At 59.8% G+C, this 23,689-nt stretch carries 36 protein-coding genes; 34 read left to right on the forward strand and 2 right to left on the reverse strand.

Annotated features, from left to right (window positions below; genetic code table 11):
* The first annotated feature begins 36 nt into the window (after nucleotides 1-36).
* The 32 genes from tuf to dsbD all read left to right on the forward strand — a co-directional run bounded on the left by tuf (nucleotide 37) and on the right by dsbD (nucleotide 18,437).
* Nucleotides 37-1,227, forward strand: coding sequence for an elongation factor Tu (gene tuf, locus AB6809_RS26350; protein ID WP_012434572.1), 1,191 nt, complete (start codon nucleotides 37-39; stop codon nucleotides 1,225-1,227).
* 144 nt (nucleotides 1,228-1,371) lie between these two features.
* Nucleotides 1,372-1,683, forward strand: a complete 312-nt coding sequence (gene rpsJ / locus AB6809_RS26355; RefSeq protein ID WP_006998489.1) for a 30S ribosomal protein S10 — start codon at nucleotides 1,372-1,374, stop codon at nucleotides 1,681-1,683.
* A gap of 201 nt (nucleotides 1,684-1,884) precedes the next feature.
* Complete coding sequence (rplC, locus tag AB6809_RS26360) at nucleotides 1,885-2,544, forward strand: 50S ribosomal protein L3 (protein WP_029971245.1); 660 nt, start codon at nucleotides 1,885-1,887, stop codon at nucleotides 2,542-2,544.
* On the forward strand, nucleotides 2,544-3,164 hold the full coding sequence (rplD, locus tag AB6809_RS26365; RefSeq protein ID WP_007180136.1) for a 50S ribosomal protein L4: 621 nt from the start codon (nucleotides 2,544-2,546) through the stop codon (nucleotides 3,162-3,164). Before rplC ends, rplD begins: the two co-directional genes overlap by 1 nt.
* Nucleotides 3,161-3,475 carry a 50S ribosomal protein L23 gene (rplW, locus tag AB6809_RS26370; protein ID WP_007180135.1) on the forward strand — a complete coding sequence of 105 codons (315 nt, stop codon included), beginning with the start codon at nucleotides 3,161-3,163 and terminating at the stop codon, nucleotides 3,473-3,475. The genes rplD and rplW overlap by 4 nt, the downstream gene beginning before the upstream one ends.
* 2 nt (nucleotides 3,476-3,477) lie before the next feature.
* Complete coding sequence (gene rplB, locus AB6809_RS26375) at nucleotides 3,478-4,305, forward strand: 50S ribosomal protein L2 (RefSeq protein ID WP_029971246.1); 828 nt, start codon at nucleotides 3,478-3,480, stop codon at nucleotides 4,303-4,305.
* Between the two features lie 10 nt (nucleotides 4,306-4,315).
* The gene (gene rpsS / locus AB6809_RS26380) at nucleotides 4,316-4,591 is read left to right on the forward strand and encodes a 30S ribosomal protein S19 (RefSeq protein ID WP_004199273.1); all 276 of its coding nucleotides are present in this window, start codon (nucleotides 4,316-4,318) and stop codon (nucleotides 4,589-4,591) included.
* A 7-nt stretch (nucleotides 4,592-4,598) separates the two neighbouring features.
* Entirely contained in the window at nucleotides 4,599-4,931 is a 333-nt protein-coding gene (rplV, locus tag AB6809_RS26385; RefSeq protein ID WP_007180133.1) for a 50S ribosomal protein L22, read from the forward strand.
* Between the two features lie 11 nt (nucleotides 4,932-4,942).
* A complete protein-coding gene (rpsC, locus tag AB6809_RS26390) occupies nucleotides 4,943-5,749 on the forward strand; it encodes a 30S ribosomal protein S3 (protein WP_012434570.1) in 807 nt (268 codons plus the stop codon).
* A 2-nt stretch (nucleotides 5,750-5,751) separates the two neighbouring features.
* Entirely contained in the window at nucleotides 5,752-6,168 is a 417-nt protein-coding gene (gene rplP / locus AB6809_RS26395; protein WP_013340739.1) for a 50S ribosomal protein L16, read from the forward strand.
* Nucleotides 6,169-6,178: 10 nt separating this feature from the next.
* Entirely contained in the window at nucleotides 6,179-6,373 is a 195-nt protein-coding gene (rpmC, locus tag AB6809_RS26400) for a 50S ribosomal protein L29 (protein ID WP_007180130.1), read from the forward strand.
* Nucleotides 6,370-6,642: a 30S ribosomal protein S17 gene (rpsQ, locus tag AB6809_RS26405; protein ID WP_007180129.1), complete on the forward strand. Its 273-nt coding sequence runs from the start codon at nucleotides 6,370-6,372 to the stop codon at nucleotides 6,640-6,642. Before rpmC ends, rpsQ begins: the two co-directional genes overlap by 4 nt.
* 289 nt (nucleotides 6,643-6,931) lie before the next feature.
* The gene (gene rplN / locus AB6809_RS26410) at nucleotides 6,932-7,300 is read left to right on the forward strand and encodes a 50S ribosomal protein L14 (protein ID WP_006052212.1); all 369 of its coding nucleotides are present in this window, start codon (nucleotides 6,932-6,934) and stop codon (nucleotides 7,298-7,300) included.
* A 9-nt stretch (nucleotides 7,301-7,309) separates the two neighbouring features.
* On the forward strand, nucleotides 7,310-7,618 hold the full coding sequence (rplX, locus tag AB6809_RS26415; protein WP_006052213.1) for a 50S ribosomal protein L24: 309 nt from the start codon (nucleotides 7,310-7,312) through the stop codon (nucleotides 7,616-7,618).
* A 17-nt stretch (nucleotides 7,619-7,635) separates the two neighbouring features.
* Nucleotides 7,636-8,175, forward strand: a complete 540-nt coding sequence (gene rplE / locus AB6809_RS26420; protein ID WP_006052214.1) for a 50S ribosomal protein L5 — start codon at nucleotides 7,636-7,638, stop codon at nucleotides 8,173-8,175.
* A 7-nt stretch (nucleotides 8,176-8,182) separates the two neighbouring features.
* A complete protein-coding gene (gene rpsN / locus AB6809_RS26425; protein ID WP_006052215.1) occupies nucleotides 8,183-8,488 on the forward strand; it encodes a 30S ribosomal protein S14 in 306 nt (101 codons plus the stop codon).
* Nucleotides 8,489-8,502: 14 nt separating this feature from the next.
* A complete protein-coding gene (gene rpsH / locus AB6809_RS26430) occupies nucleotides 8,503-8,898 on the forward strand; it encodes a 30S ribosomal protein S8 (RefSeq protein ID WP_006052216.1) in 396 nt (131 codons plus the stop codon).
* Nucleotides 8,899-8,916: 18 nt separating this feature from the next.
* Nucleotides 8,917-9,447: a 50S ribosomal protein L6 gene (gene rplF / locus AB6809_RS26435; protein WP_006052217.1), complete on the forward strand. Its 531-nt coding sequence runs from the start codon at nucleotides 8,917-8,919 to the stop codon at nucleotides 9,445-9,447.
* 12 nt (nucleotides 9,448-9,459) lie between these two features.
* Entirely contained in the window at nucleotides 9,460-9,825 is a 366-nt protein-coding gene (rplR, locus tag AB6809_RS26440) for a 50S ribosomal protein L18 (protein ID WP_006052218.1), read from the forward strand.
* 14 nt (nucleotides 9,826-9,839) lie between these two features.
* Nucleotides 9,840-10,358 carry a 30S ribosomal protein S5 gene (rpsE, locus tag AB6809_RS26445; RefSeq protein ID WP_006052219.1) on the forward strand — a complete coding sequence of 173 codons (519 nt, stop codon included), beginning with the start codon at nucleotides 9,840-9,842 and terminating at the stop codon, nucleotides 10,356-10,358.
* A 10-nt stretch (nucleotides 10,359-10,368) separates the two neighbouring features.
* Complete coding sequence (rpmD, locus tag AB6809_RS26450) at nucleotides 10,369-10,551, forward strand: 50S ribosomal protein L30 (protein ID WP_006052220.1); 183 nt, start codon at nucleotides 10,369-10,371, stop codon at nucleotides 10,549-10,551.
* 29 nt (nucleotides 10,552-10,580) lie between these two features.
* A complete protein-coding gene (gene rplO / locus AB6809_RS26455) occupies nucleotides 10,581-11,015 on the forward strand; it encodes a 50S ribosomal protein L15 (protein ID WP_006052221.1) in 435 nt (144 codons plus the stop codon).
* A 47-nt stretch (nucleotides 11,016-11,062) separates the two neighbouring features.
* On the forward strand, nucleotides 11,063-12,409 hold the full coding sequence (gene secY / locus AB6809_RS26460; protein WP_006052222.1) for a preprotein translocase subunit SecY: 1,347 nt from the start codon (nucleotides 11,063-11,065) through the stop codon (nucleotides 12,407-12,409).
* 8 nt (nucleotides 12,410-12,417) lie between these two features.
* Nucleotides 12,418-12,636, forward strand: coding sequence for a translation initiation factor IF-1 (gene infA, locus AB6809_RS26465; protein ID WP_004521905.1), 219 nt, complete (start codon nucleotides 12,418-12,420; stop codon nucleotides 12,634-12,636).
* Between the two features lie 20 nt (nucleotides 12,637-12,656).
* Nucleotides 12,657-12,773 (forward strand): 50S ribosomal protein L36, encoded by a 117-nt coding sequence (gene rpmJ, locus AB6809_RS26470; protein ID WP_004199844.1) that lies wholly within the window; start codon nucleotides 12,657-12,659, stop codon nucleotides 12,771-12,773.
* Between the two features lie 41 nt (nucleotides 12,774-12,814).
* On the forward strand, nucleotides 12,815-13,180 hold the full coding sequence (gene rpsM, locus AB6809_RS26475) for a 30S ribosomal protein S13 (protein WP_006052223.1): 366 nt from the start codon (nucleotides 12,815-12,817) through the stop codon (nucleotides 13,178-13,180).
* 28 nt (nucleotides 13,181-13,208) lie between these two features.
* Nucleotides 13,209-13,613, forward strand: coding sequence for a 30S ribosomal protein S11 (gene rpsK / locus AB6809_RS26480; RefSeq protein WP_006052224.1), 405 nt, complete (start codon nucleotides 13,209-13,211; stop codon nucleotides 13,611-13,613).
* Nucleotides 13,614-13,769: 156 nt separating this feature from the next.
* A complete protein-coding gene (gene rpsD, locus AB6809_RS26485; protein ID WP_006052225.1) occupies nucleotides 13,770-14,393 on the forward strand; it encodes a 30S ribosomal protein S4 in 624 nt (207 codons plus the stop codon).
* A gap of 123 nt (nucleotides 14,394-14,516) precedes the next feature.
* Nucleotides 14,517-15,494, forward strand: a complete 978-nt coding sequence (rpoA, locus tag AB6809_RS26490) for a DNA-directed RNA polymerase subunit alpha (protein WP_006052226.1) — start codon at nucleotides 14,517-14,519, stop codon at nucleotides 15,492-15,494.
* A gap of 167 nt (nucleotides 15,495-15,661) precedes the next feature.
* On the forward strand, nucleotides 15,662-16,054 hold the full coding sequence (gene rplQ / locus AB6809_RS26495) for a 50S ribosomal protein L17 (RefSeq protein WP_006052227.1): 393 nt from the start codon (nucleotides 15,662-15,664) through the stop codon (nucleotides 16,052-16,054).
* A gap of 198 nt (nucleotides 16,055-16,252) precedes the next feature.
* On the forward strand, nucleotides 16,253-16,585 hold the full coding sequence (gene cutA / locus AB6809_RS26500) for a divalent-cation tolerance protein CutA (protein WP_371027498.1): 333 nt from the start codon (nucleotides 16,253-16,255) through the stop codon (nucleotides 16,583-16,585).
* A complete protein-coding gene (gene dsbD, locus AB6809_RS26505) occupies nucleotides 16,578-18,437 on the forward strand; it encodes a protein-disulfide reductase DsbD (RefSeq protein ID WP_371027499.1) in 1,860 nt (619 codons plus the stop codon). The genes cutA and dsbD overlap by 8 nt, the downstream gene beginning before the upstream one ends.
* 150 nt (nucleotides 18,438-18,587) lie before the next feature.
* On the opposite strand, the gene hemB is transcribed toward dsbD, so the two are convergent.
* Both hemB and yihA read right to left on the reverse strand, forming a co-directional pair.
* Nucleotides 18,588-19,586 (reverse strand): porphobilinogen synthase, encoded by a 999-nt coding sequence (gene hemB, locus AB6809_RS26510; protein WP_006052230.1) that lies wholly within the window; start codon nucleotides 19,584-19,586, stop codon nucleotides 18,588-18,590.
* Nucleotides 19,587-19,849: 263 nt separating this feature from the next.
* Entirely contained in the window at nucleotides 19,850-20,503 is a 654-nt protein-coding gene (yihA, locus tag AB6809_RS26515) for a ribosome biogenesis GTP-binding protein YihA/YsxC (RefSeq protein WP_006052231.1), read from the reverse strand.
* 217 nt (nucleotides 20,504-20,720) lie between these two features.
* Between yihA and AB6809_RS26520 the strand changes: the two genes are divergently transcribed.
* Together AB6809_RS26520 and AB6809_RS26525 are read left to right on the forward strand one after the other, a co-directional pair.
* Entirely contained in the window at nucleotides 20,721-21,374 is a 654-nt protein-coding gene (locus tag AB6809_RS26520) for a cytochrome c (RefSeq protein WP_006052232.1), read from the forward strand.
* 116 nt (nucleotides 21,375-21,490) lie between these two features.
* Nucleotides 21,491-23,689 carry a cytochrome c biogenesis protein ResB gene (locus AB6809_RS26525; protein ID WP_371027500.1) on the forward strand — a complete coding sequence of 733 codons (2,199 nt, stop codon included), beginning with the start codon at nucleotides 21,491-21,493 and terminating at the stop codon, nucleotides 23,687-23,689.

The raw sequence follows: 23,689 nt of genomic DNA on the forward strand, positions 1-23,689 counted from the left end.
GTCATTCAACGATTAACTTTTTGAAAGAAGAGAAACATGGCTAAAGGTAAATTCGAACGGACCAAGCCGCACGTGAACGTCGGCACGATCGGTCACGTTGACCACGGCAAGACCACGCTGACGGCAGCGATCACGACGGTTCTGACGCAGAAGTTCGGCGGCGAAGCGAAGGCGTACGACCAGATCGACGCGGCGCCGGAAGAAAAGGCACGTGGCATCACGATCAACACGGCACACGTCGAGTACGAAACGGCTAACCGCCACTACGCACACGTCGACTGCCCGGGCCACGCTGACTATGTGAAGAACATGATCACGGGCGCAGCGCAGATGGACGGCGCAATCCTGGTGTGCTCGGCCGCTGACGGCCCGATGCCGCAAACGCGTGAGCACATCCTGCTGGCGCGTCAGGTTGGCGTGCCGTACATCATCGTGTTCCTGAACAAGTGCGACATGGTGGACGACGCCGAGCTGCTGGAGCTGGTCGAGATGGAAGTGCGCGAGCTTCTGTCGAAGTACGACTTTCCGGGCGACGACACGCCGATCATCAAGGGTTCGGCCAAGCTGGCGCTGGAAGGCGACAAGGGCGAGCTGGGCGAAGTGGCGATCATGAACCTGGCCGACGCGCTGGACACGTACATCCCGACGCCGGAGCGCGCAGTGGACGGCGCGTTCCTGATGCCGGTGGAAGACGTGTTCTCGATCTCGGGTCGTGGCACGGTGGTCACGGGTCGCGTTGAGCGCGGCGTCGTGAAGGTCGGCGAGGAAATCGAAATCGTCGGTATCAAGCCGACGGTGAAGACGACCTGCACGGGCGTGGAAATGTTCCGCAAGCTGCTCGACCAGGGTCAGGCAGGCGACAACGTCGGTATCCTGCTGCGTGGCACGAAGCGCGAAGACGTGGAGCGTGGCCAGGTGCTGGCCAAGCCGGGTTCGATCAACCCGCACACGCACTTCACGGCTGAAGTGTACGTGCTGAGCAAGGACGAAGGCGGCCGTCACACGCCGTTCTTCAACAACTACCGTCCGCAGTTCTACTTCCGTACGACGGACGTGACGGGCTCGATCGAGCTGCCGAAGGACAAGGAAATGGTCATGCCGGGCGACAACGTGTCGATCACGGTGAAGCTGATCAACCCGATCGCGATGGAAGAAGGTCTGCGCTTCGCTATCCGTGAAGGCGGCCGTACCGTCGGCGCAGGTGTCGTTGCCAAGATTCTCGAGTAAAATCGCGGATTGACGTTTTAGCAGTAAAGCTTTTGCAGTAAGTGGTGCCCGGAGCCGGGCGCCCGCTCCCGGCGGGCATCCGGCTCTACGCTCTTTTATCGTCTGGCGGTGCAATACCGCCTCGCTCTTTTCCAAGGAATTGTCATGCAGAACCAGAAAATCCGCATTCGCCTGAAGGCTTTCGACTATCGCCTGATCGATCAATCGGCTGCTGAGATCGTCGACACCGCGAAGCGGACTGGCGCAATCGTTCGTGGTCCGGTGCCGCTGCCGACCCGTATTCAACGCTTCGACATCCTGCGTTCGCCGCACGTCAACAAGACGTCGCGCGATCAGCTCGAAATCCGTACGCACCAACGCCTGATGGACATCGTCGATCCGACGGACAAGACCGTTGACGCACTGATGAAGCTGGACCTGCCGGCTGGCGTGGACGTCGAAATCAAGCTGCAATAAGGCCCTTGGGCCGCACCCGGCCCGCCGGGTAACGCTAAGTCTTTGATTGCTTGCGGAAAACGAAAAGCCTCGCTATAATGCAAGGCTTTTCGCGCATTGGCGCAAAAAAGTCGGTGTGCTGCAGCGTGAATTCACGCCCGAAACGGCACCGGCATTTTGTAAATTAGCCCCGACCAATCGCAGTCGGGAATGGAGAAAACGATGAGCCTTGGACTCGTAGGTCGCAAGGTTGGCATGACCCGTATCTTCACGGCAGAAGGGGATTCGATTCCCGTTACCGTGCTGGACGTGTCCGACAACCGCGTGACGCAGATCAAGACTGTTGAAACCGACGGCTACACGGCCGTGCAGGTTGCATTCGGTACGCGCCGTGCATCGCGTGTGACGAAGCCGTTGGCCGGTCATCTCGCCAAAGCCGGTGTTCAAGCCGGTGAAATCCTCAAAGAATTCCAGATCGATGCCGCTAAGGCTGCCGAGTTGTCGAACGGCGCCGTGGTCGGTCCTGACCTGTTCGAAGTGGGCCAGAAGGTCGACGTGCAAGGCGTGTCGATCGGTAAGGGCTACGCCGGTACCATCAAGCGTTACAACTTCGCATCCGGCCGTGCATCGCACGGTAACTCGCGCTCGCACAACGTGCCGGGTTCGATCGGTATGGCGCAGGATCCGGGTCGTGTTTTCCCGGGTAAGCGCATGACCGGTCATATGGGTGACGACACGGTAACGGTGCAAAACCTCGAAATCGCTCGTATCGACGCTGACCGCAACCTGTTGCTGGTCAAGGGCGCCGTTCCGGGTGCGAAGGGTGGCAAGGTATTCGTTACGCCGGCCGTGAAGACGCGTGCCGTGAAAGGAGCGAAATAATGGAACTTAAGCTCCTGAATGCCAATGGTCAGGAAGGTGCAGGCGTTAGCGCGTCGGACGTCGTGTTCGGCCGCGATTACAACGAAGCCCTGATTCACCAGGTCGTGGTGGCGTATCAAGCGAATGCCCGTAGCGGCAACCGCGCGCAGAAGGACCGTGAGCAAGTCAAGCACACGACCAAGAAGCCGTGGCGCCAGAAGGGTACGGGCCGCGCCCGTGCCGGTATGTCGTCGAGCCCGTTGTGGCGCGGCGGTGGCCGGATCTTCCCGAATTCGCCGGAAGAAAACTTTTCGCACAAGGTCAACAAGAAGATGCATCGCGCAGGTCTCTGCTCGATCTTCTCGCAGCTGGCCCGCGAAGGCCGTATCTCGGTGGTCGACGAGCTGACGCTCGAAGCGCCGAAGACGAAGCTGCTGGCCGAAAAATTCAAGGCGATGGGTCTCGACTCCGTGCTGGTGATTACCGACACGGTTGACGAAAACCTGTACCTCGCGTCGCGCAACCTCGCCCACGTGGCGGTTGTCGAGCCGCGTTACGCCGACCCGCTGTCGCTGATCTACTTCAAGAAGATCCTGATCACGAAGGCTGCGGTCGCCCAGATCGAGGAGTTGCTGTCATGAGCGAGATTCGCAAAAACGATCATCGTTTGATGCAGGTCCTGCTCGCGCCGGTGATCTCCGAAAAGGCGACGCTGGTGGCCGACAAGAACGAGCAAGTCGTGTTCGAAGTCGCGCCCGATGCCACGAAGCAGGAAGTGAAAGCTGCAGTCGAGCTGCTGTTCAAGGTGGAAGTCAATTCCGTCAACGTGCTGGTCTCGAAGGGCAAAGCCAAGCGCTTTGGCCGTTTCATGGGCAAGCGCAAAGACGTGAAGAAGGCGTACGTCTGCCTGAAGCCCGGCCAGGAAATCAACTTTGAAGCGGAGGCCAAGTAATCATGGCAATCGTTAAAGTTAAGCCGACTTCGCCGGGCCGCCGCGCGATGGTCAAGGTGGTCAACAAGGATCTGTACAAGGGCAAGCCGTTCGCACCGCTGCTCGACGCGCAATCCTCGACCGCCGGCCGTAACAACAATGGTCACATCACCACGCGTCATAAGGGTGGCGGCCATAAGCATCACTATCGTGTCGTCGACTTCCGTCGCACGAAGGATGGCATTCCGGCAAAGGTCGAACGTCTTGAGTACGATCCGAACCGTAGCGCGAACATCGCGCTGGTTCTGTACGCAGACGGCGAGCGCCGCTACATCATCGCTCCGAAGGGTGTCACCGTCGGCCAGCAACTGATGTCGGGTTCGGAAGCGCCGATCCGCGCAGGCAACACGCTGCCGATCCGTAACATTCCGGTCGGTACGACGATCCACTGCATCGAAATGCTGCCGGGCAAGGGCGCGCAAATGGCGCGTTCGGCTGGTACGTCGGCGATGCTGCTGGCTCGTGAAGGCATCTACGCACAGGTCCGCCTGCGCTCGGGTGAAATCCGCCGCGTTCACGTTGAGTGCCGCGCGACGATTGGTGAAGTTGGCAACGAAGAGCATAGCCTCCGTCAAATCGGTAAGGCTGGCGCGAACCGCTGGCGCGGTATCCGCCCGACGGTGCGCGGCGTTGCAATGAACCCGGTCGATCACCCGCACGGTGGTGGTGAAGGCAAGACGGCTGCAGGTCGCGATCCGGTGAGCCCGTGGGGCACGCCTGCTAAGGGTTATCGCACCCGCAGCAACAAGCGCACGACGAGCATGATCGTCCAGCGCCGTCACAAGCGTTAAGGAGTAGGCAATGGCACGTTCTGTAAAAAAAGGTCCGTTCTGCGACGCCCATTTGCTGAAGAAAGTTGAGGCGGCAGCAGCTTCGCGGGATAAGAAGCCGATCAAAACCTGGTCGCGTCGCTCGACGATCCTCCCGGATTTCATCGGTCTGACGATCGCCGTTCACAACGGCCGTCAACACGTTCCGGTGTACATCTCGGAAAACATGGTCGGCCACAAGCTTGGCGAGTTCGCACTGACCCGTACGTTCAAGGGTCATGCAGCCGACAAGAAGGCTAAGAAATAAGGGGCTCATGATGGAAGTGAAAGCAATTCATCGCGGTGCCCGCATCTCGGCGCAGAAAACGCGCCTTGTGGCTGACCAGATCCGCGGTTTGCCGGTCGACAAGGCGCTGAACGTTCTGACGTTCTCGCCGAAGAAGGCTGCGGGAATCGTGAAAAAGGTCGTGCTGTCGGCGATCGCGAATGCGGAGCATAACGAAGGCGCCGATATCGATGAGCTCAAGATCACGAGCATCTACATCGACAAGGCTGCGTCGCTCAAGCGTTTCACCGCGCGCGCTAAAGGCCGCGGTAACCGCATCGAGAAGCAATCCTGTCACATCACTGTGACGGTCGGGAATTAAGGGGTCATACGATGGGACAGAAAATTCATCCGACTGGCTTCCGTTTGGCCGTCAGCCGCAATTGGGCGTCGCGTTGGTACGCGAACAACAACAATTTCGCGGCGATGTTGCAGGAAGACATCGGTGTTCGTGAATACCTGAAGAAGAAGCTGAAGAACGCGTCCGTCGGCCGCGTGGTGATCGAGCGTCCTGCAAAGAACGCACGCATCACGATTTTCAGCTCGCGTCCGGGTGTCGTGATCGGTAAGAAGGGTGAAGACATTGAACTGCTGAAGTCCGAGCTGCAAAAGCGCATGGGCGTTCCGGTTCACGTCAACATCGAAGAAATTCGCAAGCCGGAAACCGACGCGCAACTGATCGCGGATTCGATCACGCAACAGCTCGAGCGCCGGATTATGTTCCGCCGCGCGATGAAGCGTGCGATGCAAAACGCGATGCGTCTGGGTGCCCAAGGCATCAAGATCATGAGCGCTGGCCGTCTGAACGGTATCGAAATCGCTCGTACGGAATGGTATCGCGAAGGTCGCGTGCCGCTTCATACGCTGCGTGCTGATATCGACTACGCAACTTCGGAAGCGAAGACGACGTACGGCATCATCGGCGTGAAGGTGTGGGTCTACAAGGGCGACACGCTCGGCCGCAACGACGCACCGGTGGTTGAAGAAGTCGCCGAAGAAAAGCGTCCGCGCCGCAACGCACGTCCGGGTGGCGATCGCCGTCCGCGTCGCGATGGTGAAGGTGGTGGCCCGGCAGGTGCACGCCGTGGCGCTCCTCGTCGTGCTGGCGGTGCCGGCGGCGACGGGAAGACTGGAGAATAACGATGCTGCAACCGAAACGCAGAAAGTATCGCAAAGAGCAGAAGGGTCGTAACACCGGTGTCGCTACCCGCGGTAACGCGGTGTCGTTCGGTGAGTTCGGCCTGAAGGCTATCGGTCGTGGTCGTCTGACCGCGCGCCAGATTGAAGCGGCACGTCGTGCAATGACGCGTCACATCAAGCGTGGTGGCCGCATCTGGATCCGCATCTTCCCGGACAAGCCGATCTCGCACAAGCCGGCTGAAGTACGTATGGGTAACGGTAAAGGTAACCCTGAGTACTACGTCGCAGAGATTCAACCGGGCAAGATGCTGTACGAAATGGACGGCGTAACCGAAGAGCTGGCACGCGAAGCGTTCCGTCTGGCTGCAGCTAAGCTGCCGCTGAAGACGACGTTTATCGTGCGTCAGCTCGGCGCCTAAGGAGCAAATGATGAAGGCTTCCGAACTTCACCAGAAAGATCAGGCCGCGCTCAACAAGGAGCTGTCGGACCTGTTGAAGGCGCAATTCGGCCTGCGCATGCAACTCGCGACCCAGCAGCTCACGAACACGAGCCAGCTGAAGAAGGTTCGTCGCGACATCGCACGTGTGCGGACCGTCCTGACTGAGAAGGCGAACCAGAAATGAACGATAGCGTAAAAACCTCGCTCAAGCGGACGCTGGTCGGCAAGGTCGTCAGCAACAAGATGGACAAGACGGTCACCGTGCTGGTTGAGCACCGCGTGAAGCACCCGATCTACGGCAAGTACGTTGTGCGCTCGAAGAAGTACCACGCGCACGACGACGCGAACACGTACAACGAGGGTGACCTCGTTGAAATCCAGGAAACTCGTCCGATTTCGAAGACGAAGGCTTGGGTTGTGGCTCGCCTGGTCGAGGCTGCTCGCGTCATCTGACGCCGCATAGCTGTAGACGTAGTTGAAATCGCAGTAGATTTCGCTTGCAAGACCGAGATTATTTGTTATAATCTCGGTCTTCCCTCTTTATGGGAGCCCCGTCGCGGGCGAAGTTGGTGGGGGAAGCGGTTCAGGCGCCAGTCTGTCCCGAAGGATTCACCGGATTGCGATGGCGGGTTTCGTTTGCCGTCGCTGCTGTTCTAACCCAAGCAGCCGATTGGCTGACGGGACCAAGACTGACCGGGTACGCCATGGTGGTGTGACCGGATTAAGTTGGGAAAGATAAACCATGATCCAGACCGAAACTCGGCTTGAAGTGGCCGACAACACGGGTGCGCGTGAAGTCATGTGCATCAAGGTGCTCGGCGGCTCGAAGCGTCGTTATGCCAGCATTGGCGACATCATCAAGGTGACCGTCAAAGAAGCAACGCCGCGCGGGCGCGTGAAGAAAGGCGAAATTTATAACGCCGTGGTGGTTCGCACCGCCAAGGGCGTGCGCCGTCAGGACGGCTCGCTGATCAAGTTCGACGGCAATGCTGCAGTGCTGTTGAATGCCAAGCTCGAACCTATTGGCACCCGTATTTTCGGGCCTGTCACGCGCGAGTTGCGTAGCGAACGATTCATGAAGATCGTTTCGTTGGCACCTGAAGTGCTGTAAGGAGTCGCGATGAACAAGATTCGCAAAGGTGACGAAGTTATCGTCATCACCGGCAAAGACAAAGGCAAGCGCGGCGTCGTGCTGTCCGTTGGCGAAGGCAAGGTCATTGTCGAGGGTATCAACCTCGTCAAGAAACACGTCAAGCCGAACCCGATGAAGGGTACGACGGGTGGTGTGGAAGCCAAGACGATGCCGCTGCAAATTTCGAACGTCGCATTGGTCGACGCGAATGGCAAGGCATCGCGTGTAGGCATCAAGGTCGAAGGGGACAAGAAAGTTCGTTTCCTTAAGACGACCGGTGCCGAGCTGAGCGCCTGACGCTGCGGAGTAAAAAAATGGCTCGTTTGCAAGAGTTTTACAAAGAAAAGGTTGTACCCGGCCTCATCGAGAAGTTCGGTTACAAGTCCGTGATGGAAGTGCCGCGCATCACCAAGATCACCCTGAACATGGGCCTTGGCGAAGCGGTTGCTGACAAGAAGATCATCGAGAACGCCGTCGGCGACCTGACGAAGATCGCAGGCCAAAAGCCGGTGATCACGAAGGCACGCAAGGCAATCGCTGGCTTCAAGATCCGTCAGGGCTACCCGATCGGTGCAATGGTCACGTTGCGCGGTCAGGCAATGTACGAATTCCTGGACCGTTTCGTGACGGTCGCGCTCCCCCGTGTGCGTGACTTCCGTGGCGTGTCGGGTCGTGCATTCGATGGTCGCGGCAACTACAACATCGGTGTGAAAGAGCAGATCATTTTCCCCGAAATCGACTACGACAAAATCGACGCACTGCGTGGGCTGAACATCAGCATCACGACGACTGCGAAGACCGACGACGAAGCAAAGGCTCTGCTCGCCAGCTTCAAGTTCCCGTTCAGAAACTGAGGTTACCGTGGCTAAACTGGCACTGATCGAACGTGAAAAGAAGCGTGCTCGCCTCGCTGCTAAGTACGCGCCTAAGCGTGCAGAGTTGAAGGCGATCATCGGCGATATGAGCAAGTCGGACGAAGAGCATTACGCAGCACGTCTGGAACTGCAACAACTGCCGCGCAACTCTAACCCGACCCGTAAGCGCAATCGTTGCGCGATTACCGGTCGCCCGCGTGGCACGTTCCGTAAATTCGGGCTGGCGCGTAACAAGATTCGCGAAATCGCGTTCCGCGGCGAGATCCCTGGCCTGACCAAGGCGAGCTGGTAATAGGAGAAACGTAAATGAGCATGAGTGATCCTATCGCCGATATGCTGACTCGCATCCGCAACGCGCAGATGGTCGAGAAGGTTTCGGTGACAATGCCCTCGTCGAAAGTCAAGGTTGCGATTGCGCAGGTCCTGAAGGACGAAGGCTATATCGATGATTTCGCAGTGAAGTCCGAAGGTGCGAAGTCTGAATTGAACATCGTGTTGAAGTACTACGCCGGCCGTCCGGTCATCGAGCGCATTGAACGCGTTTCGAAGCCTGGTCTGCGTGTGTACCGCGGCCGTAACGACATCCCCGTGGTCATGAATGGCCTCGGCGTGGCAATCGTGTCGACGCCCAAGGGCGTGATGACGGACCGCAAGGCGCGCGCAACGGGCGTTGGCGGCGAAGTCATCTGCTACGTCGCTTAAGGCCGAAAGGAGAGAAACATGTCTCGAGTAGGTAAGAGCCCGATCGCGCTGCAAGGCGCAGAAGTGGCCCTGAGCGATGATCGCATCACCGTCAAGGGCCCGCTGGGTACGATTACGCAGGCGGCAAACCGCCTCGTGAAAGTGGTGAACGACAACGGCATTCTGAAGATCGAGCCGGTTGACGAAAGCCGCGAAGCGAATGCGATGTCGGGCACGATGCGCGCACTGGTTGCGAACATGGTGAACGGCGTGACGAAGGGTTTCGAGCGCAAGCTGACGCTGGTTGGCGTCGGTTACCGCGCACAGGCGCAAGGCGACAAGCTGAATCTGTCGCTGGGTTTCTCGCACCCCGTGGTGCACCAGATGCCGGAAGGCGTGAAGGCTGAAACCCCGTCGCAAACCGAAATCGTGATCAAGGGGATCGACAAGCAGAAAGTTGGCCAGGTCGCTGCAGAAGTGCGCGGCTATCGTCCGCCGGAGCCCTACAAGGGCAAGGGCGTGCGCTATGCCAACGAGGTCGTGATCCTCAAAGAAACGAAGAAGAAGTAAGGGTGCGCAATCATGGATAAGACTCAATCTCGCCTGCGCCGCGCTCGTCAGACGCGTATCAAGATCGCTGAGCTGCAGGTCGCGCGTCTCGCCGTGCATCGCACGAACACGCACATCTATGCGCAAGTGTTCTCGCCGTGCGGCACCAAGGTGCTCGCCAGCGCGTCGACGCTCGAGGCCGAAGTGCGTGCGCAACTGGCTGATCAAACGGGCAAGGGCGGCAACGTCGCCGCTGCCACGCTGATTGGCAAGCGCATTGCAGAAAAGGCTAAGGCTGCCGGCATCGAATCCGTCGCCTTCGACCGTTCGGGTTTCCGTTACCACGGCCGCGTGAAAGCGCTGGCTGATGCGGCGCGCGAAGCCGGACTCAAGTTCTAAGGGAAGAATTCGTCATGGCAAAGATGCAAGCGAAAGTTCAGGCTGACGAACGCGACGACGGCCTGCGCGAAAAGATGATTTCGGTCAACCGCGTGACCAAGGTCGTGAAGGGTGGCCGCATTCTCGGCTTCGCCGCACTGACCGTGGTTGGCGACGGTGATGGCCGCGTCGGTATGGGCAAGGGCAAGGCGAAGGAAGTGCCGGTCGCTGTCCAGAAGGCGATGGAACAAGCCCGCCGCAACATGTTCAAGGTGCCGCTTAAGAACGGTACCCTGCAACACGAAGTGCACGGCAAGCACGGCGCATCGATGGTCCTCCTCGCTCCGGCGAAGGACGGTACCGGTGTGATCGCCGGCGGCCCGATGCGCGCAGTGTTCGACGTGATGGGCGTGCAGAACGTTGTGGCCAAGAGCCACGGCTCGACGAACCCGTACAACCTCGTTCGTGCAACGCTCGACGGTCTGCGCAAGCAGTCCACGCCGGGCGACATCGCGGCGAAGCGCGGCAAGTCCGTCGAAGATATTCTGGGCTAAGGTGGACACCATGTCTGAAAAAACTGTCAAGGTCCAGCTCGTCAAGAGCCTGATCGGCACCCGTGAAACGCACCGTGCAACGGTGCGTGGCCTCGGTCTGCGCCGACTCAACTCGGTCAGCGAGTTGCAGGACACGCCGGCCGTGCGCGGCATGATCAACAAGGTTTCGTACCTCGTTAAGGTCATCAGCTAAGCGGCTGACCAGGACTCAAGGAGTTGATAATGGAATTGAATGATCTGAAGCCGGCTGAAGGCGCGAAGCACGCAAAGCGTCGCGTTGGTCGCGGTATCGGCTCTGGCCTCGGCAAGACCGCTGGCCGTGGTCACAAGGGTCAGAAGTCGCGTTCGGGCGGCTTTCACAAGGTTGGCTTCGAAGGCGGTCAAATGCCGCTGCAACGTCGCCTGCCGAAGCGTGGCTTCACCTCGCTGACGAAGGAATTCGTCGGTGAAGTGCGTCTCTCGGATCTGGAAAAGCTGCCGGTCGACGAAATCGATCTGCTGGCTCTGAAGCAAGCCGGCCTGGTCGGCGAGCTGATCAAGAGCGCCAAGATCATCGCGACGGGCGAGCTGAAGCGCAAGATCGTTGTGAAGGGTCTGGGTGCGACGAAGGGTGCGCGCGCTGCTATCGAGGCAGCCGGCGGCTCTTTTGCCGAGTAACGCGCAAGTTATTTTGCCGTCACTAGCATTTGCATCGGAGAAGGTACTTGGCTAACAGCCCGAGTCTCGCAAAACCCGGTCGCAGCGCGGCGAAGTTTGGCGATCTGCGTCGGCGAGCAGTGTTTCTGCTGCTGGCGCTGATCGTCTACCGTGTCGGCGCGCACATTCCGGTGCCGGGTATCGACCCGGACCAGCTGGCGAAGTTGTTCCAGAGCCAGTCGGGCGGCATCCTTGGCATGTTCAACATGTTCTCGGGTGGCGCGCTTTCGCGGTTCACGATTTTCGCGCTTGGGATCATGCCGTATATCTCGGCGTCGATCATCATGCAGTTGTTGGCAATTGTCTCGCCGCAACTCGAAGCGTTGAAGAAGGAAGGGCAGGCGGGGCAACGAAAGATCACGCAGTACACGCGTATCTTCACGGTCTTGCTGGCAACGTTCCAGGCTTTCGGCATTGCCGTAGCTTTGGAAAATCAGCCGGCTCTGGTGATCGATCCGGGAATGGTGTTTCGGTTGACGACGGTCGTGACGCTGGTGACGGGCACGATGTTCCTGATGTGGCTGGGTGAGCAGATCACGGAGCGCGGGCTTGGCAACGGTATCTCGATCATCATTTTCGGCGGTATTGCAGCGGGTTTCCCGAATGCAATCGGTGGTCTTTTCGAACTGGTGCGAACCGGCTCGATGAGTATCATCTCGGCGATTATTGTCGTCGCGCTGATCGCCGCAGTGACGTACCTGGTGGTGTTCATCGAACGTGGCCAGCGCAAGATCCTTGTGAACTACGCGAAGCGGCAAGTCGGTAACAAGATTTACGGCGGTCAATCTTCGCATTTGCCGCTGAAGTTGAACATGTCGGGCGTGATTCCGCCGATCTTCGCATCGTCGATCATTCTCTTCCCGGCAACCATCCTGAACTGGTTCAGTTCGGGGTCGCGCACCAGTTGGTTCGCAGACACGCTGCACAACGTGGCCGAGGCCATTAAGCCCGGTCAGCCCGTGTACGTGTTGCTGTACGCGTTGGCGATCGTTTTCTTCTGCTTTTTCTACACCGCGCTGGTGTTCAACAGCAGAGAGACGGCCGACAACCTGAAAAAGAGTGGCGCTTTCGTTCCTGGCATCCGCCCGGGCGATCAAACGGCGCGATATATCGACCGCATCCTCACGCGTCTGACGCTGGCCGGTGCGATCTACATCGTGTTTGTTTGCCTGCTGCCCGAGTTTCTGGTGCTGCGCTGGAACGTGCCGTTTTATTTTGGTGGAACGTCGCTGCTGATCATTGTCGTCGTCACAATGGATTTCATGGCGCAGGTGCAGTCGTACGTTATGTCGCAACAGTATGAATCGCTGCTGAAGAAGGCTAATTTCAAAGGCGGCGGCGTCCCGATGCGTTGAAAGGACTTATGGCCAAAGACGATGTTATCCAGATGCAGGGTGAAGTCATCGAAAACCTGCCTAATGCTACCTTCAGGGTGAAGCTGGAAAACGGCCATGTCGTATTGGGACACATATCCGGCAAGATGCGGATGCACTACATCCGAATCCTGCCGGGCGACAAGGTGACGGTTGAATTGACGCCTTACGATCTCTCGCGTGCGCGGATCGTGTTCCGGGCGAAGTGATTTGAAAAAAGGGTAATATCATGAAAGTGATGGCATCGGTTAAGCGCATTTGCCGCAATTGCAAGATCATCAAGCGCAAAGGCGTTGTGCGCGTGATTTGCAGCTCTGATCCGCGCCACAAACAGCGTCAAGGCTGAACGCCGCGCTTTTGCTTGCGCTTTTTGTTTGAGGAAAAACAATGGCTCGTATCGCAGGGGTTAACATCCCGAATCACCAGCATACTGAAATCGGCCTGACGGCTATTTACGGTATCGGCCGCACGCGCTCGCGCGACATTTGCGTCGCTGCTGGTGTGGCATTTTCGAAGAAGGTCAAAGACCTGAACGACGCAGACCTCGAAAAGCTGCGTGAAGAAGTCGGCAAGTTCATCGTTGAAGGCGATCTGCGCCGTGAAACGACGATGAACATCAAGCGCCTGATGGATCTCGGCTGCTACCGTGGCGTTCGGCATCGTAAGGGCTTGCCCCTGCGCGGCCAACGTACGCGTACGAATGCCCGTACGCGCAAGGGTCCGCGTCGTGCAGCGCAATCGCTGAAGAAGTAAGCGGAACTGACAGTTACAGGAAAACGTAATGGCTAAGGCTTCGAACAACTCCGCGGCGCAACGCGTTCGCAAGAAGGTCAAGAAGAACGTCGCCGAGGGCGTGGTTCACGTTCACGCGTCGTTCAACAACACCATCATCACGATCACCGATCGTCAAGGCAATGCACTTGCCTGGGCAACGTCGGGTGGTCAGGGCTTCAAGGGTTCGCGTAAATCGACCCCGTTTGCAGCTCAGGTGGCGGCCGAATCGGCTGGCCGCGTGGCGATGGAATACGGCGTGAAGAACCTCGAAGTGCGGATCAAGGGCCCCGGTCCTGGCCGTGAATCGGCGGTGCGCGCGTTGCATGGTCTTGGCATCAAGATCACGGCAATCTCCGACGTGACCCCGGTCCCGCACAACGGCTGCCGTCCGCCGAAGCGTCGTCGTATCTAAGACGCTGTTTTCGCTAGCGCCTGTTGCCGCTGGTTCAAGTGACCGGCGAAACAGGCTGCTTGCGCTATTGAATTGACTAAGCCCACCGTTCGACCCAAAGGGTTCGGACTAGCGCGAGTGCGAGCATTCGCGTGATCAATCAACGAAGGAATCAACGTGGCACGTTATATCGGCCCTAAGGCCAAGCTGTCCCGCCGTGAAGGCACTGACCTCTTCCTGAAGAGCGCCCGTCGTTCGCTCGCTGACAAGTGCAAGCTTGACAGCAAGCCCGGCCAGCATGGCCGCACCTCGGGTGCGCGTACGTCCGACTACGGCACGCAGCTGCGCGAAAAGCAAAAAGTGAAGCGCATCTACGGTGTTCTGGAGCGTCAATTCCGCCGTTACTTCGCCGAAGCCGACCGTCTGAAGGGCAACACGGGTGAAAACCTGCTGCAATTGCTCGAGTCGCGTCTGGATAACGTCGTGTACCGCATGGGCTTCGGTTCGACGCGTGCTGAAGCGCGTCAGCTGGTGAGCCACAAGGCGATCACGGTGAACGGCGTCGTGTCGAACATCCCGTCGATGCAAGTGAAGGCAGGCGACGTCGTCGCAGTGCGCGAACAGAAGAAGAAGCAAGCGCGTATTCTCGAAGCGCTGTCGCTGGCTGAGCAAGGCGGCATGCCGAGCTGGGTCGCCGTGGATTCGAAGAAGTTCGAAGGCACGTTCAAGTCCAAGCCGGAACGCAGCGACATCGCTGGCGATATCAACGAAAGCCTGATCGTCGAATTGTATTCGCGGTAATCGGATTAACGGCCGGGGCACCTCGTTGCGTTGCGCAAGGGGGCGTCTCGGCTGTTTATTTTCAGGTTGTTACCGGTCAGCCTTATCGGTGTAACGAGCCGAGGGTATTGAAAAGGAAAACCTATGCAAACCAGTTTGTTGAAGCCCAAGATCATCGCAGTTGAATCGCTGGGCGAAAGCCACGCGAAAGTGGTCATGGAACCGTTTGAACGCGGTTACGGCCACACCTTGGGTAACGCGCTTCGGCGCGTGCTGCTGTCGTCCATGATCGGCTATGCGCCGACCGAAGTGACGATCGCAGGCGTCGTACATGAATATTCGACGCTCGACGGTGTGCAAGAGGACGTGGTCAACCTGTTGTTGAACCTGAAGGGCGTGGTGTTCAAGCTGCATAACCGTGACGAAGTGACGGTTACGCTGCGCAAGGAAGGCGAAGGCGTTGTGACCGCTGGCGACATCGAGCTGGCGCACGACTGCGAAGTGATCAACCCTGACCACGTGATCGCGCATCTGTCGAAGGGCGGCAAGCTCGACGTTCAGATCAAGGTCGAAAAGGGCCGCGGCTACGTGCCGGGCAATGTGCGTCGTTATGGCGAGGAGTCGGCCAAGATTATCGGCCGTATCGTGCTGGACGCGTCGTTCTCGCCGGTTCGCCGCGTGAGCTACGCCGTTGAAAGCGCTCGCGTCGAACAGCGTACCGACCTCGACAAGCTCGTGATGAACATCGAAACGAACGGTGTGATTTCGCCGGAAGAAGCGATCCGTCAATCGGCGCGCATTCTGGTCGATCAGCTGTCGGTGTTCGCTGCACTGGAAGGCACCGAAGCAACGGCTGAAGCGCCGTCGCGCGCACCGCAGATCGATCCGATCCTGCTGCGTCCGGTCGATGATCTCGAACTCACGGTTCGTTCCGCGAACTGCCTGAAGGCCGAGAACATCTACTACATCGGCGATCTGATCCAGCGCACGGAAAACGAGTTGCTCAAGACGCCGAACCTGGGCCGCAAGTCGTTGAACGAAATCAAGGAAGTCTTGGCGTCGCGTGGTTTGACGCTCGGCATGAAGCTGGAAAACTGGCCGCCCGCAGGGCTGGACAAGTAACTCGGCAGTCATCCGGGGCAGAGCCCGCCGCTGTACTGGCAAAGACGCGGATTTTCCTTTAAAATCCGCGTCTTGTCTTTTTTCACTACCGGCCCGTGCACTCGCTACTTTGGTAGATCGAGCGCGATAGAAGAGCTGGATCAAAACTTTGAATCGAAGGAATTAACATGCGTCACCGTCATGGTCTGCGGAAACTGAACCGCACGAGCAGCCACCGTCTGGCAATGCTCCGTAACATGTCCAACTCGCTGATCGAGCACGAAGTCATCAAGACCACGCTGCCGAAGGCGAAAGAACTCCGTAAAGTCGTCGAGCCGCTGATCACGCTCGGCAAGAAGCCGTCGCTGGCAAACCGTCGTCTGGCGTTCAACCGCCTGCGCGATCGTGACTCGGTCACGAAGCTGTTTGAAGTCCTCGGCCCGCGTTACGCTACCCGTCCGGGCGGCTACCTGCGCGTGCTGAAGTTTGGCTTCCGCGTCGGCGACAACGCACCGATGGCTCTGGTCGAACTGCTCGATCGTCCGGAAGTTGAAGAAGTCGAAGTGCAAGAAGCTGAATAAGCTTTGAAGCGCTGATAGCACAGAAGAAAGCCAGGCTCACAGCCTGGCTTTTTTGTTTATGGCGGCAGGCGTAGTAGGCGCGCTGGCACAGGCGGCGAAACGCCGCATCCTCGCGTCCACGCGGTCGGGCAGCCAGCGGCGGTCCAAGACCAGGTGATACGATATTGACACGCAAATTGTGCCTGGCTGGAGCTTGCTGTGAACGTGAATGTGACTCTCCTTCTCACGACGGTGCCCGACGCGGCCGCTGCACAGAAGCTGGCCGCGGACGCATTGGCCGCACGCCTGTGTGCATGCGTTACGCAGCTCGGCCCGGTGCAGTCCAATTACCATTGGCAGGGTCAGCTAGAAACGGCGCAAGAAATCCAGCTGCTGTTCAAGACCAGCGCCGCCCGCGTGCTCGAGCTCGAGCAGTACCTACAGGCGAACCATCCCTACGACACGCCGGAAATCCTGTCATGGCAAGCTGCCGCATCGGCCGCCTATGGCCAGTGGATCATTTCTGAAACCCAACGTCCCCTACATGTTTAACGGTCTCAACCGACGCGCGCGTCACGCGTTGCGTGCCGCATTCCTCGTTTCCGCGTGCCTGATTCTCGCGCAGTTCGGCACGCTTGCCCGCGCTTCGGACGACTTCCTCGATCCTGCCGTCGCCTTCAAATTCAGCGCGACCGAGAAGCCCGGCGAGGTCGACGTGACCTACAAGATCGCGGACGGCTACTACATGTACCGCGAGCGCTTCGCATTTGCGGCCCGCAACGGAAACGCGACGATCGGCGAACCGCAGTTGCCGGCGGGTCATATCAAATTCGATCAGACGTTCAACAAGAACGTTGAGACGTATCGCAACGAACTGACGATCCGGATTCCCGTGAAGCAGGCCGCAGGTGGGTTCGATCTGGCGGTCACATCGCAAGGCTGCGCGGACGCCGGCATCTGTTATCCGCCGATGGAGCGCGTCTACCACGTCAGCGGCGCGGCGCTGCTGCCGGCCGGCAGCGCGGCTGCGCCGCAATCCGCGGCAAACGACGCGCCTTGGTACGAGCGCGCCACCAGCGCCGACTACGCGCAATCGCTGCTGCAAGGCGGAGGCTTCCTCGCGATCATTGGGCTTTACTTCGTTGCGGGCATCGTGCTGAGCCTGCTGCCGTGTTCCTATCCGATGATTCCGATCCTGTCGGCGATCATCATCGGTGAAGGCGCGCGGGTCACGCGGGCGCGCGGCTTCGCGCTGTCGCTGGCCTATGTCATCGGGATGGCGCTCGTCTACACCGCGCTCGGCATTGCCGCCGCGCTGGTCGGGCAGAGTCTTGGCGCCTGGCTGCAGAATCCGTGGGTGTTGGGCGCGTTCGGCGTGCTGCTGACTATTTTCGCACTCACGCTGATCGCCGGGTTTGACATCGCGTTGCCGCAGCGCTGGCAGGAAGGCGCGTCGCACGCGTCGGCGGGACGTTCGGGCGGCAAGTTCGCAGCCGTCGCCGGAATGGGCGCGCTGTCGGCACTGGTGGTCGGCGCCTGCATGACTGCGCCGCTTTTCGCGGTGCTGGCCTTCATCGCGCATACGGGGAGCGCGGTGCTCGGCGGCGCGGCGCTGTTCGCAATGGGGCTGGGGCTTGGCGTGCCCCTGATGATTGTCGGTCTCGGCGCCGGGACTTTGCTGCCGCGCGCCGGCGCATGGATGGACGACATCAAGGTGCTGTTCGGCGTCGTGCTGCTCGCCGCGGCGCTGTGGATCGTGTGGCCCGTGCTTGGAGCAACCGCCACCATGTTGCTCAGCGCACTCTGGTTGCTGATCGCCGCCGCATGCTTGGGCCTTTTTTCCGCGTCTGGCGCGCAGGCGTCGATATGGCGGCGGCTTGGACGCGGCATCGGCGCGGCCCTCGCTGTTTGGGCGGCCGTGCTGCTGGTCGGACTTGCTGCGGGTTCGTCCGATCCATTGCGTCCGCTCGCCGTGCTGGCGTCGCGGTCGGCGGCGCCGGCCGCGACGTCTGTGGCCGGCGCGCCGCAAACCGCGTCGCACGACGATCTGGCGTTCCAGGCGGTGCGTTCATCGGCGGAACTGGACGGCGCCGTCAAAGCGGCGGCACAGCCCGCCATGCTCGATTTTTACGCGGACTGGTGCGTGAGCTGCAAAGAGATGGAGAAATTCACCTTCAGCGATCCGCGCGTCCAGGCGAAGTTAAAGCAGATGAATCTGCTGCGCGCCGACGTCACCGCGAATAACGGCGACGATCAGGCTCTGCTCAAGCGATTCGGCCTTTTCGGCCCGCCGGGGATTATCTTCTTCGACCGCGGCGGCAAAGAGGTGCTGCGCGTCGTCGGTTACGAATCGGCTGACAAATTCCTGCGTTCGCTCGAGCGGGCGAGTGCGCCGCAGACCTGATCGCACGCAAATCACACGACGATGTGCAACGCGCGGGGCTTACGCCCGGTGAGCGCACAAAAAAAACGGAGGCGCGACTCAAAGTCCGCCTCCGTTTTCCATTTCTAGCGAGTTCTTCGCTACACCCGCTAACCTAAAACCCAACCCAACTCACTTCTGCGACCGCAGAATCCGCGCCGCATCCAGCGCGAAATACGTCAGAACGCCGTCCGCGCCCGCACGCTTGAACGCGAGCAGCGATTCCATCATCGCCTTGTCGTGATCGAGCCAGCCGTTCTGGGCCGCCGCTTTCAGCATCGCGTACTCGCCGCTGACCTGATAGACGTAGGTCGGGAACTGGAACTCGTCCTTCACGCGACGCACGATGTCGAGATACGGCATGCCCGGCTTGACCATCACCATATCGGCGCCTTCGTTGATGTCCGCCTGGACTTCGCGCAGCGCTTCGTTCGAATTCGCCGGGTCCATCTGGTACGTCATCTTGTTGCTTTTGCCGAGGTTCGTGGCCGAGCCCACGGCGTCGCGGAACGGGCCGTAGAACGCGGACGCGAACTTGGCCGCGTAAGCCATGATCCGCGTATGCACATGGTCCTCGCTTTCCAGCATTTCGCGGATGGCGCCAATGCGGCCGTCCATCATGTCAGAGGGCGCAACGATATCGACGCCCGCCTCGGCCTGCGCGCGCGCCTGCTCGATCAGGATTTCGACGGTTTCGTCGTTGATCACGTAACCCGTCTCGTCGAGCACGCCGTCCTGGCCGTGGCTCGTGTACGGGTCGAGCGCGACGTCGGTGAGCACGCCGAGCTCAGGGAAGTGCTTCTTGAGTTCGCGAACCGCGCGCGGAATCAGCCCCGCGGGGTTCGCCGCCTCGCGGCCATCGGGCGTTTTCAGCGACGGCTCGATCGCCGGAAACAGCGACAGCACGGGCACGCCCAGCTCGACGCATTGCTCGGCGACTTTCATCAGCAGGTCGACGGAAACGCGATCGACGCCGGGCATCGACGGCACCGCTTGGCGAATATTAGTGCCCTCGACCACGAACACGGGATAGATCAGGTCGTTGGTGGTGAGAATGTTTTCGCGCATCAGACGGCGCGAAAAGTCGTCGCGGCGCATGCGGCGCGGGCGATAGTGCGGGTAGAAGCTCATGTGGGATAGAAAACGTGAGTGTCTTGAGTGGGGCGGTGACACGAGCGGCACCAACTGCAGGCGGCCACTCGCGGAAACTTTTCAAGACAATGGTATATCATACCGATCGAGCAAGGCGCCTGGCGCTGACCTCCCCGCTTCTCCTCCCTGAGCGGGTGCCTGTCGTTTTTCGATTAGGCTGTTTGACCCGCCGTTAATGCGGCGGGTTTTTTTATGCGCCGACGAAAACGGCGCTTTCCCTGATTCGAAAACCCGGACTCGGCTTACTGCGCGGCGTCCGTTTCGCCTTTGGCGCCGGGGATCAGCCAGCTTTCGACCAATTCATGCGCCTCGTCGATACCGACACGCTTGAGCGCCGAAAAAAGCTGCGCCGTCAGTTCGCCCTGGTAGCCCGCGGCACGATACTCGGCGAAACCCTTCTGCGTTGTGCGCAACGCATTCACACTTTCCTGGCGCGTCAATTTGTCGCATTTGGTCAGGAGTGCGTGAATCGGCTTGCCGGTCGGCGCGAACCACTCGATCATTCGCCGGTCCAGATCGGTCAACGGACGGCGGGAATCCATCATCAGAATCATGCCGCGCAATTGCGAGCGCGACTGCAGGTACGTGGAAAGCAGCGCCTCCCAGTGAGCCTTCGCCGCGCCGGGCACTTCGGCGTAGCCGTAGCCCGGCAGGTCGACCAGATGGGCGACCGGTTCGTCCTCGCGTCCGACCGAAAAGTAATTGATGTGCTGCGTGCGCCCCGGCGTTTTACTCGCGAATGCCAGCCGCTTCTGATTGCACAGAATGTTGATAGCCGTCGATTTGCCCGCGTTCGAGCGCCCCGCGAAAGCGATCTCGGGCTGGGCGGTGGCAGGCAGATCGCGCAGGTGATTGACGGTCGTGAAGAAGCGCGATTGGTGGAGCAGGAAGGACATGAGCAGGCCAGAATTCGAGACGCCGGGGAACCCGGAGTGGGGACGGGTCAAGCCCGACTGGCGTCTTAGCGATTAGCGAGTTATTGTACAATACGATGGTTTACTGAAAACCTGAGGGGGCCAGCCCGCGTGCCTCGGCGGCTCCTGGCGGTCACTTGGGTCGCCGTCGTATTGTGCAAAACCTCTAAAATCCCACAAGACGAGACAGGGTGTGCGAATGAATCGACTGTGCAAGGCTCTGATGGTGTTTCAGGTAGCGGCAGGTCTTTCAGGTTTGGCAATTCAGGCACGAGCAGCAGATCCGGCAAAGCCGGACATCAACCGGGGGCAGGCAATCGCGGTGCAGGTTTGCGCGTCGTGTCACGGCGCAGACGGTAATAGCGCCGGCGGTGCCTATCCGAAGCTCGCGGGTCAGCATCCCGACTATCTCGTCAAACAACTCAAGGATTTCAAGCTGCAGCCCGGCGCCAAGCAGCCCGTGCGCAACAATGCGATCATGACGGGCATGGCGTCAGCGCTGTCGGATCAGGACATGGTCAACGTCGCTGCCTATTTCGCGACGCAGGCTCCGAAGCCCGGCTATGCGCACAACAAGAACACCGTGCCGCTCGGGCAGAAGATCTATCGTGGCGGTATTGCCGACAAGGGCGTGCCGGCATGTGCAAGCTGTCACGGGCCCACGGGTCAAGGTATTCCGTCGCAATATCCGCGTTTGTCAGGACAATGGGCGGAGTACACGGTGGCGCAGTTGAACGCGTTCACGCAAGGTCCGGGCGCGCGCAATAACAACGAGGCGATGCATGCTGTCGCAACGCGTCTGTCGGACAGCGAGATAAAGGCTGTTGCCGATTACATCGCGGGCCTGCACTAAGAGGTTCGCGCGCAAGTGCAACCGGCCCGTCGAGGCCGGTGAAAAACAAGAAAAGGGTGGGGGCGTCGTATCTACGATCGCCCTTCACCCTTTTTTGCTGTTCAGTCGGAGTATGAATGAGCGTCACCACGTCGGGTTTGCAGTCGAAGTCGGGCAATCGCGTCTTGCGCAGCGTCATCGAAGTATTGAGTTCGATGCGTTTTGCCATTGCGCTGCTTGTGATTCTGTCGATCGCCAGCATCATCGGCACCGTTCTCACGCAGGACGATCCCTACCCCAACTACGTCAATCAGTTCGGTCCTTTCTGGGCCGACATCTTCCGCTCGCTGAGCCTCTACACGGTCTACAGCTCGTGGTGGTTCATGCTGATTCTCGGCTTTCTGATGGTGTCGGTGTCGCTGTGCGTGATCCGCAACGCGCCGAAAATGATCGCCGACACGAAGAGCTGGAAAGACAAGGTCCGCGAAGCCAGCCTGCGCGCGTTCCATCACAAGGGCGAATTCGCGGTGCACGGCACGCGGGCGCAGACCGCGGCGGTGCTCGGGAAACTATCGGCGAAACTCGGCTATAAGTTCGTCACGCGGGAGTCCGAGGGCGCGACGCTGATCGCGGCCAAACGTGGCGCGTTGACCAAGCTCGGCTACATTTCCGCGCACATTGCAATCGTGGTGATCTGCCTGGGTGGCCTGCTCGACAGCAATCTGCCGATCAAGCTGCAAATGTGGCTCTTCGACAAGTCGCCGATCCGCGCGAACACGGTCATCAACGACATTCCTCCGGAACACCGTCTGTCGCAATCCAATCCGACGTTCCGCGGTTACGCGTGGGTGCCGGAAGGGCAGCACGTGTCGACGGCGATCCTGAACCAGCCGGACGGCTCGCTGATTCAGGACTTGCCGTTCTCGATCGAGCTGCAAAAGTTCATCGTCGACTATTACTCGACGGGCATGCCCAAGCTGTTCGCGAGCGACATCGTCGTGGTCGATCACAAGACCGGCGCCCGCGTGCCGGCGCGCATCGAGGTGAACAAGCCGTTCGAGTACGACGGCGTGTCGATCTATCAATCGAGCTTCCAGGACGGCGGCTCGCAAATGCAGATGACCGCGTTTCCGATGACCGGCGCAAGCGCGGCAACCGCGCCGTTCGGCGGCGCGATCGGCGGCAATGCGCCGTTGAGTTCCGCGACGCCGCTTGCAGACGGCCAGACGGTCGAGTTCACCGATTTCCGTGCGATCAACGTCGAAAACATTTCGAACGCCAACGGCCAGACGGATGCCCGCGGCGTCGCCGCGCACCGCTCGCTGAAGGAAGCGTTCGACGAGCGCCTCGGCTCCGGCGCGAAGACTTCGAAGCCGCTCGAGCTGCACAACGTCGGTCCTTCGGTGCAGTACAAGGTGCGCGACAAGGACGGCCAGGCGCGCGAGTACAACAACTACATGCTGCCGGTCACGGTGGGCGGCGAGCGGTTCTTCCTCGCCGGCATGCGCCTGAATCCGGACGATCCGTTCCGCTACCTGCGCATTCCCGCGGACAGCGGCGGCACCGTCAAGGAGTGGATGAACCTGCGCGCCACGCTGGAAAATCCGGGGGCGCGCGCGCAAGCCGCTCGCCGCTTCGCGCAGCGTTCGGTGCCCGAAGCGAACACCGAATTGCAGCAGCACCTGGAAGAAAGCGCGCTGCGCGTGCTGACCCTTTTTGCCGGCGCAGACACAAGCGTCAAGATGCCGAACGGCCAGCCGGTGGGCGGCTTCCAGGCGATCGCCGGATTCATCGACCATTCGGTGCCGAAGGGCGAGCAGGAAAAGGCCGCGGGTTTGCTGCTGCGTATGCTGGAAGGCTCGATGTGGGACCTGTGGCAACTGTCGCGCCAGCAACTCGGCGAGCCGCAGGCAGACGCGAACGCGGACGCGAGCCGCTTCGTCCAAAGCTCGATCAACGCGCTATCAGACAGCTTTTTGTATGGATCGCCGGTCTACTTGCAGCTCGATTCCTTCAAGCAGGTGCAAGCCTCGGTATTTCAGCTGACGCGCGCGCCCGGCAAAAAAGTCGTGTATCTTGGCAGCCTGCTCCTCGTATTGGGCATCTTCTCGATGTTCTACGTCCGCGAACGGCGCCTCTGGTTCTGGCTCAAAGATAGTGAGCAGGGCACGCATGTCGTGATGGCAATGTCGAGCGCCCGTAAGACGCTCGACTTCGAGAAAGAATTTGCTCAGACGCGCGACGCGGTCGGCGCCGCGCTGGGCGCGAAACCCGCTGATCCAGCATCCGGCAACGCGGGCGCGCAGTCCGCAAGCTCACAAGATTCAACCCGGTAA

The sequence above is a fragment of the Paraburkholderia sp. RCC_158 genome (assembly GCF_041355255.1).
In the GTDB taxonomy this organism is placed as follows: Bacteria; Pseudomonadota; Gammaproteobacteria; order Burkholderiales; family Burkholderiaceae; genus Paraburkholderia; species Paraburkholderia graminis.